This is a genomic window from Pseudomonas citri, from assembly GCF_025336485.1.
In the GTDB taxonomy this organism is placed as follows: domain Bacteria; phylum Pseudomonadota; class Gammaproteobacteria; order Pseudomonadales; family Pseudomonadaceae; genus Aquipseudomonas; species Aquipseudomonas citri.
The window spans coordinates 354,846-362,413 of record NZ_JAODAB010000003.1 but is presented as its reverse complement, the minus strand read 5'-3'; the positions used below and the strand labels follow the sequence as shown (position 1 = coordinate 362,413).

The following is a 7,568-nucleotide window of genomic DNA, read 5'->3' as shown; positions in this document are numbered from 1 at the left end:
ACGCCGGCAGAGCGGCATCGGGGTCAAGATAAGCAGATCCTAGCCCTGCGCCACGAGCTGTATGAACAAGCACGAAAAGCGAATCCAGGCCGTTGGTCAGGACGAACACGCAACTGGGAGCCTATTGGTACGGTGCTGTTGAACCCTGATCAAGAGCAACAGCACCTCGAACAAGCTGCATAGTTTGATGGCTGACGCGACAACTACCTTGAAAAACGCCGGCCAGGGAAAGGAGCTTTGTGACGAGTTCGATTTGCTTTTCGAGTCCATGGGTGGCTTCCTGCATCGTCGGATCCTCCTTGATATGTAGGGCTTGAGGCGGTTGCTTATCCAGAGCCACCGGTATCGTTGAAAGCATAGCGATGCTTTCGTTGTGTGTGATGCACAAGTATTTCCACCCTTCGTCACCTCCCACCCCGACAATCCTTGCCGGATATCTAGGCTATGTACGAAATTGTTTGAAACGCAGGTTAGGCAAGGCAAAGCCGGCGAGGAAGCGGAGTTGACTGGTTGTCAATGAGCATTCCGAGCCGGTTTTTAACGCCGCATAACCAAGTTTCAAGCGATTTCGTACATAGCCTAATCTTGCTTATACCGGTCTATGCACAGAGGTGTATGCGATGAGCAACGAGCAGGCGGTGCCGGAGACAAGAGGGGTGACGGTGGAGTTATTGGCGACGATTGACCTTGGTCTTGAGATCGAGGGCATGGCTGGGCGCCAACTTCGAATGCGCAAGGTGACTATCGAGCCTGGTGGCGTCTTCGGGCCCATGCATAGCCATAAGGATCGACCCGGTGCGGTCTATATCCTGCAAGGCACGATCACTGATCATCGCAATGGGCTCGCCACGGACTACGGCCCTGGGGTGGGCTGGCCTGAGGATCGGAATACAACTCACTGGCTTGAAAACAAAGGCGCTATCGCAGCGGTGGAGATTTCGGTCGATATTGTCAGGCAGGAGTGATTCCAGGGGGCAACTTACCGCTCAGTCGCTTTGAAAAAGCGTCAAGTCGCCCCGTGCAGCCATCATCGATTTTTCGAAATCACACCACTCATGTACTGATTCAAATCCCGCAGATCGTTAATGCTCCAAGCGTGCGGCGATAGCTTCACACCGTTCTCCCGCAAAGTTCTGGGAATCAGGTCTCCATTAGGGCGAAGTATGATCGACGATACAATAACGCCCGGATAATCGTTCAGTCGCTTTTTGAAGGTCGATGTAGTGAGGTCTGGCGTCGGAGGGGTGCTTTTATGAGCCAGGGGGCCTGTGGCCTTGAGGTCTGCTCCGTGGCACATGGCGCATCTTTGTGAATAGAGATTTTTTCCGTTGGTGGTGTCCGCGTAGGAAAGGGAAGTTTGGATTAGCGACAAAGTACCTAGCAAAGCGATAAATAATACTTTCATGTGAAATATGCCAATCCCTTGAGTGTTTGCAGAGTTATTGCAATGCATACGGTCCTTTTGCGCGGGCGATGCTTTCATGGTTGTTTTTTCACGTCAATGTCGAAAACGTGCCCAAGAAAACAACCCACGTCCCTATGGCTGCAGCGCAGCTACAAATCCTCCGGCTGTTGACATTGCACAGACGCAGGCCGACTCTCAAGCCAAGTCGCTTTCAGAACACGTTGAGTCGTCCATGTGCAACCGCCAACGCCCGGGAGTGGCAAGCTGTGAGGATGCCCCGGACCGAGTGCGCAAGACGCTGGGCCGGCGAGCGAGAATGGCGACCGGATTTGCCACGCTTCCGTGACGTGGCCGGACGCCGGAGCCAAGACTCCGAACGATGAGCACCCTGGGGGGCGCGGCGTTCGGGATGCCGAGGTACATTTATGCCCGATGAGACGCTTCACCTGCCTCTGATTCACAGTGTGCTTGGGCGCGAAAAGGACACCCCCGGTGCCTTGTTGCCCATTCTCCACGCCATCCAGGAAGGTTGCGGGTACATCCCCGATGCCGCCGTCCCTGAGATCGCCCATGCCCTCAATCTCAGCCAGGCTGAAGTTCGCGGTGTGATCAGTTTCTACCACGATTTCCGTACCACACCGCCCGCGCGTCATACGTTGCGCCTGTGCCGGGCCGAGTCCTGCAAGAGCATGGGGGCCGAGGCGTTGGCGGCGCAACTGCGCGAGCAGCTGTCGCTGGACGATCACGGCACCAGCGCCGATGGCAGCATCAGCCTGCGGCCGGTCTATTGCCTGGGCGCGTGCGCGTGTTCGCCGGCCCTGGAGGTGGACGGTGAGCTGCACGCACGGGTGACGCCAGAGCGCCTGCGCCAGTTGGTCAACGGTTGCCTGGAGGAGGGTGCATGCTAAAGCTCTACATTCCCCGTGATTCGGTGGCCCGTGCCGTGGGCGCGGATAGGGTAGCGGTGGCGTTGGCCTGCGAGGCCGAACAGCGGCAATTGCCGCTGGAAGTGTTGCGCACCAGCTCTCGTGGTCTCTACTGGCTCGAACCTTTGGTGGAGATCGAAAGCGCGGGTGTCCGGTTGGGCTTTGGCCCTGTCATGCCGCAAGACGTGTCGAGCCTGCTCGATGCGCTGACGGGCGATCCGAGCAGCCATCCGCTGGCCCTGGGGCCGGTGGAAGAAATCCCTTATCTCAAGAGCCAGCAGCGCCTGTTGTTCGCGCGTGCCGGCATCACCCAGCCGCTGTCCCTGGACGACTATCGCGCCAAGGGCGGTTTCCAGGGCCTGGCCCGCGCCCTGCAAATGAATGGCGCCGACGTGGTGGCCAGCGTGCTCGACTCCGGCCTGCGCGGCCGCGGTGGCGCGGCGTTCCCGGCGGGTATCAAGTGGCGCACCGTGCGCGAAGCGCCGGGCGTACAGAAGTATGTGGTGTGTAACGCCGACGAAGGCGACTCCGGCACGTTCGCCGACCGCATGCTGATGGAAGGCGACCCGTTCCTGCTGATCGAAGGCATGATCATTGCCGGTATCGCCGTGGGCGCCAACAAAGGCTACATCTATGTGCGCTCGGAATACCCGGACGCGGTCAGCACCCTGAACGACGCTCTGCGCATCGCCCGTGAAGCCGGTTACCTGGGCGCCGATGTCAGCGGCAGCGGCCACGCGTTCGACCTGGAAGTCCGGGTCGGCGCCGGTGCGTATATCTGCGGTGAGGAAACCTCGCTGCTCGAATCCCTTGAAGGCAAGCGCGGCACGGTTCGCGCCAAGCCGCCGTTGCCGGCCCTGCAAGGCCTGTTCGGCCTACCGACCCTGGTTCACAACGTACTGACCCTGACATCGATCCCGATCATCATGGAGAAGGGCGCGCAGTTCTATCGTGACTTCGGCATGGGCCGTTCCCTGGGCACGATGCCGTTCCAGCTGGCCGGCAACGTTCGCCAGGGTGGCCTGGTCGAGCGTGCGTTCGGCCTGACCCTGCGTGAGCTGGTGGAAGGCTACGGCGGTGGCACCGCCAGCGGTCGCCCCCTGAAGGCCGCGCAAGTGGGTGGACCACTCGGCGCCTGGGTGCCGCCTTCGCAATTCGACACGCCGTTGGATTACGAGGCGTTCGCCGCCATGGGCGCGATGCTCGGCCACGGTGGCGTGGTGGTCGCCGACGACAGCCTGGACATGGCCCAGATGGCGCGCTTCGCCTTGCAGTTCTGCGCCGAGGAATCGTGCGGCAAGTGCACACCGTGCCGGATCGGCTCCACCCGTGGGGTGGAAGCGGTGGATCGCCTGATCGCCAGTACCGACGCCAACGTTCGCCAGGAACAGGCGGCGCTGTTGCATGACCTCTGCGACACCCTGCAGTACGGCTCGCTCTGCGCCCTCGGTGGGATGACTTCCTACCCCGTCGCCAGTGCCCTCAAGCATTTTCCCGCCGACTTCGGTCTGGCGAAGGAGGCCGACCAATGATCAATATCTTCGACCCAGCCAGCGATATCGACCTGGGCACACCGGCACGTGAAAGCGAAGTGCAGGTCAGCCTGACCATCGATGGCCGCGAAATCAGTGTGCCTTCCGGCACCTCGGTGATGCGCGCCGCAGCGCTGCTCGGCACCACCATTCCCAAACTCTGCGCCACCGACAGCCTGGAAGCGTTCGGCTCTTGCCGCATGTGCCTGGTGGAGATCGACGGGATGCGCGGCTATCCGGCCTCGTGCACCACGCCGGTGACCGAAGGCATGGTGGTGCATACCCAGACCTCCAAGCTCGCCACGCTGCGCCGCAACGTGATGGAACTGTACATTTCCGACCACCCACTGGACTGTCTGACCTGCTCGGCCAACGGCAACTGCGAGTTGCAGACCGTCGCCGGCCAAGTGGGCCTGCGCGAGGTGCGCTACGGCTACGACGGTGCTAACCACCTGGACGAGAAAAAGGACGTTTCCAACCCATATTTCGACTACGACCCGAGCAAGTGCATCGTCTGCAACCGTTGCGTGCGTGCTTGCGAGGAAACCCAGGGGACCTTCGCCCTGACCATCAGCGGTCGTGGCTTCGATTCCCGCGTGGCAGCGGCCGGTGGTGAGAATTTCCTCGACTCCGAATGCGTGTCCTGCGGCGCCTGCGTGCAGGCTTGCCCCACCGCCACCCTGATGGAAAAGAGCGTGGTGGAGCTGGGCCAACCCGAGCGTAGCGTGATCACCACTTGCGCCTACTGCGGTGTGGGTTGCTCGTTCCGCGCCGAAATGAAAGGTGACCAGCTGGTGCGCATGGTCCCGGACAAGAACGGCCAGGCCAACCATGGCCACTCTTGCGTCAAGGGCCGTTTCGCCTGGGGCTACGCGACCCACCCGGACCGCATCACCAAGCCGATGATCCGCAAGCACATCAGCGATCCGTGGCAGGAAGTCAGCTGGGAAGAGGCGGTCACCTACGCCGCCAGCGAACTGCGTCGCATCCAGCTCAAGTACGGTCGCGACTCCATCGGCGGCATCACGTCCAGCCGTTGCACCAACGAAGAAAGCTACCTGGTGCAGAAACTGGTGCGCACGGCCTTCGGCAACAACAACGTCGACACCTGCGCCCGTGTCTGCCATTCGCCTACCGGTTATGGCCTCAAGCAGACCCTGGGCGAGTCCGCCGGTACCCAGAGTTTCGACTCGGTGATGCAGGCGGACGTCATCCTGGTGATGGGCGCCAACCCCACCGATGCGCACCCGGTGTTTGGTTCCCAGCTCAAGCGCCGCCTGCGCCAGGGCGCACGGCTGATCGTGATCGACCCGCGTCGCATCGACCTGGTGGATTCGCCTCACGCCCGCGCCGAGTTGCACCTGCAACTGCGTCCAGGCACCAACGTGGCGATGCTCAACGCACTGGCCCACGTGATCGTCACCGAAGGGCTGGTCAACCAGCGTTTCGTCGACGAGCGTTGCGAGGCGGCGGAGTTCGCGCGCTGGCGCGATTTCGTCAGCCAGCCGGAAAACGCCCCGGAAGTCCTCGGTCCGGTCTGCGGCGTACCTGCCGAGCAGATCCGCGCTGCCGCACGGCTCTACGCCACCGGCGGCAACGCGGCCATCTACTACGGCCTCGGTGTCACCGAACACAGCCAGGGCAGTACCTCGGTGATGGGCATCGCCAACCTCGCCATGGTCACGGGCAACATTGGCCGCGAAGGTGTTGGCGTGAACCCGTTGCGTGGGCAGAACAACGTCCAGGGTTCCTGCGACATGGGCTCGTTCCCCCACGAGCTGCCGGGCTATCGGCACATTTCCAACGAGACCGTGCGCGCCGAGTTCGAGCGGGCCTGGAACGTGACCTTGCAACCCGACCCGGGCCTGCGCATTCCGAACATGTTCGAGGCGGCGCTGGACGGCACCTTCAAGGCGCTGTACTGCCAGGGCGAAGACATCGCCCAAAGCGACCCGAACACCCAACACGTGACCGCGGCGCTGAGTGCCATGGAATGCGTGGTGGTGCAGGACATCTTCCTCAACGAAACGGCCAAGTTCGCCCACGTGTTCCTGCCGGGCAGCTCGTTCCTTGAAAAGGACGGCACCTTCACCAACGCCGAGCGCCGCATTTCGCGGGTGCGCAAGGTCATGGAGCCCCTGGCTGGCAAAGGCGACTGGGAGGCCACCGTCGCCCTGGCCGACGCCCTGGGCTACAAGATGCAATACAACCATCCTTCGGAAATCATGGATGAGATCGCACGCCTGACGCCGACGTTCCATCGTGTCAGCTACGCCGAGCTGGACCGTCACGGCAGCCTGCAATGGCCGTGCACCGATGCCGCGCCGGATGGCACCCCGACCATGCACATCGACGAGTTCGTGCGCGGCAAAGGGCGCTTCATGCTCACCGGCTACGTGCCCACCGAGGAGAAGGTCAACAGCCGCTACCCCTTGCTGCTCACCACCGGCCGTATCCTCAGCCAGTACAACGTCGGCGCCCAGACGCGGCGGACCGACAACGTGGCCTGGCACGAGGAAGACCGGCTGGAGATCCACCCGACCGATGCCGAGACCCGTGGCATTGTCGAGGGCGATTGGGTTGGCATCAGCAGCCGCGCCGGGCAGACCGTGCAGCGCGCCAAGATCAGCGAGCGGGTGGCACCGGGGGTGGTCTATACCACCTTCCACTTCCCGGAATCGGGCGCCAACGTGATCACCACCGACAACTCCGACTGGGCCACCAACTGCCCGGAATACAAGGTGACAGCGGTGGAAATCGTGCGGGTCACCCAACCTTCCGAATGGCAGAAGCGTTACCAGGCGTTCAGTGATGAACAAGGTCGCCTGTTGCGCGAGCGTCGCCACGCCGAGAAAGCCGAGGTACGTCGATGAGTTCTGACAGCCTGATCAAGATGGCCAACCAGATCGGCCAATACTTCGCCAGCGAGCCTGACAAGGCGCAGGCGGTACGTGGGGTCTATCAGCACATGAAGAGCTTCTGGACCCCCGCCATGTGCCGCGATTTGCTGGCCTGGGAAACGAAGCACCCCGATGCGGTCCTGCATCCGCTGGTGCTGGAGGCTTTGGCGGAGTTTGCTGAAACGGCCTAGTTGTAGGTGAAAACTTGCTGTAGATGCACAAAGCCCCGGCCGGTGTCCTCGTTTCGACGAGGGCGCCGGCCGGGGTTTCTTGCATTTCAGCTACAGGTTTGGTTTTCAGGCTTCGGATTGGCGCGCCGCCCAGTGCTTCATCTCCTCGGCAATGAAGTGATTCACCAGGTCGCTGTACATTTTCTCGATCGCATCCGGGTTCAGGCCCTGCACTTCGGCCCATTCGCGCCGTTTCGCCAGCATCGCCTTGAAACGCTCCGGCGCCCGCACCGAAGCCGCCGAAGTCTTGAACTTCGAGGCTGCCAGCACGTACTGGAAGCGTTTGCCCAATAGTTCGATGACACGTTGGTCGAGGGCATCGATTTCGCGTCGGATGTCTTCCATGTTGCTGCATTGCGAGGGTTGCAAGGGGGGGCGGGCTTCCATGTGAATCTCTCCATTTGTGAACAGGGTCGGCTCAGTCCGAACCGATGAGGTGTCGGCGCAAGTATGACTATTTGTGGCGAGGGGATTCATCCCCGCTTGGCTGCGAAGCAGTCATCATGGAGGCTTCTGCTGCATCGCGGTGACTGATCCTGGGGTTGCTGTGCAACCCAGCGGGAGCAAGCTCCCTC

7 protein-coding genes and 1 pseudogene are annotated in these 7,568 nt (G+C 61.7%); 6 read left to right on the top strand and 2 right to left on the bottom strand.

Features of this window, described 5'->3' with window-relative positions; genetic code table 11:
• Both N4Q37_RS05655 and N4Q37_RS05650 read left to right on the top strand, forming a co-directional pair.
• Positions 1-183: pseudogene (locus N4Q37_RS05655) on the top strand (IS3 family transposase); the annotation flags it as partial.
• A gap of 437 nt (positions 184-620) precedes the next feature.
• Complete coding sequence (locus N4Q37_RS05650) at positions 621-965, top strand: cupin domain-containing protein (protein WP_260955912.1); 345 nt, start codon at positions 621-623, stop codon at positions 963-965.
• Positions 966-1,027: 62 nt separating this feature from the next.
• Here the strand turns inward: N4Q37_RS05650 and N4Q37_RS05645 are convergent, their stop codons facing one another.
• A complete protein-coding gene (locus tag N4Q37_RS05645; protein ID WP_260955921.1) occupies positions 1,028-1,405 on the bottom strand; it encodes a c-type cytochrome in 378 nt (125 codons plus the stop codon).
• Positions 1,406-1,830: 425 nt separating this feature from the next.
• Here N4Q37_RS05645 and N4Q37_RS05640 point away from each other — a divergent pair, with 425 nt between their 5' ends.
• From N4Q37_RS05640 to N4Q37_RS05625, 4 genes are read left to right on the top strand one after another with little or no spacing between them, the layout of a single operon-like run.
• A complete protein-coding gene (locus tag N4Q37_RS05640; RefSeq protein ID WP_260955911.1) occupies positions 1,831-2,313 on the top strand; it encodes a formate dehydrogenase subunit gamma in 483 nt (160 codons plus the stop codon).
• Entirely contained in the window at positions 2,307-3,863 is a 1,557-nt protein-coding gene (locus tag N4Q37_RS05635) for a formate dehydrogenase beta subunit (RefSeq protein ID WP_260955910.1), read from the top strand. Before N4Q37_RS05640 ends, N4Q37_RS05635 begins: the two co-directional genes overlap by 7 nt.
• Positions 3,860-6,736, top strand: a complete 2,877-nt coding sequence (fdhF, locus tag N4Q37_RS05630; protein WP_260955909.1) for a formate dehydrogenase subunit alpha — start codon at positions 3,860-3,862, stop codon at positions 6,734-6,736. The genes N4Q37_RS05635 and fdhF overlap by 4 nt, the downstream gene beginning before the upstream one ends.
• Positions 6,733-6,954, top strand: a complete 222-nt coding sequence (locus N4Q37_RS05625; protein ID WP_260955908.1) for a formate dehydrogenase subunit delta — start codon at positions 6,733-6,735, stop codon at positions 6,952-6,954. The genes fdhF and N4Q37_RS05625 overlap by 4 nt, the downstream gene beginning before the upstream one ends.
• 105 nt (positions 6,955-7,059) lie before the next feature.
• On the opposite strand, the gene N4Q37_RS05620 is transcribed toward N4Q37_RS05625, so the two are convergent.
• Positions 7,060-7,380, bottom strand: a complete 321-nt coding sequence (locus N4Q37_RS05620; RefSeq protein ID WP_260955907.1) for an isochorismate lyase — start codon at positions 7,378-7,380, stop codon at positions 7,060-7,062.
• Positions 7,381-7,568 lie beyond the last annotated feature (188 nt).

Bases quoted from the DNA above. Each gene is read 5' to 3' on its own strand.
- N4Q37_RS05625 (WP_260955908.1), top strand. From the start codon at position 6,733: ATGAGTTCTGACAGCCTGATCAAGATGGCCAACCAGATCGGCCAATAC.
- N4Q37_RS05635 (WP_260955910.1), top strand. From the start codon at position 2,307: ATGCTAAAGCTCTACATTCCCCGTGATTCGGTGGCCCGTGCCGTGGGC.
- N4Q37_RS05640 (WP_260955911.1), top strand. From the start codon at position 1,831: ATGCCCGATGAGACGCTTCACCTGCCTCTGATTCACAGTGTGCTTGGG.
- N4Q37_RS05645 (WP_260955921.1), bottom strand. From the start codon at position 1,405: ATGAAAGTATTATTTATCGCTTTGCTAGGTACTTTGTCGCTAATCCAA.
- fdhF (WP_260955909.1), top strand. From the start codon at position 3,860: ATGATCAATATCTTCGACCCAGCCAGCGATATCGACCTGGGCACACCG.
- N4Q37_RS05650 (WP_260955912.1), top strand. From the start codon at position 621: ATGAGCAACGAGCAGGCGGTGCCGGAGACAAGAGGGGTGACGGTGGAG.
- N4Q37_RS05620 (WP_260955907.1), bottom strand. From the start codon at position 7,380: ATGGAAGCCCGCCCCCCCTTGCAACCCTCGCAATGCAGCAACATGGAA.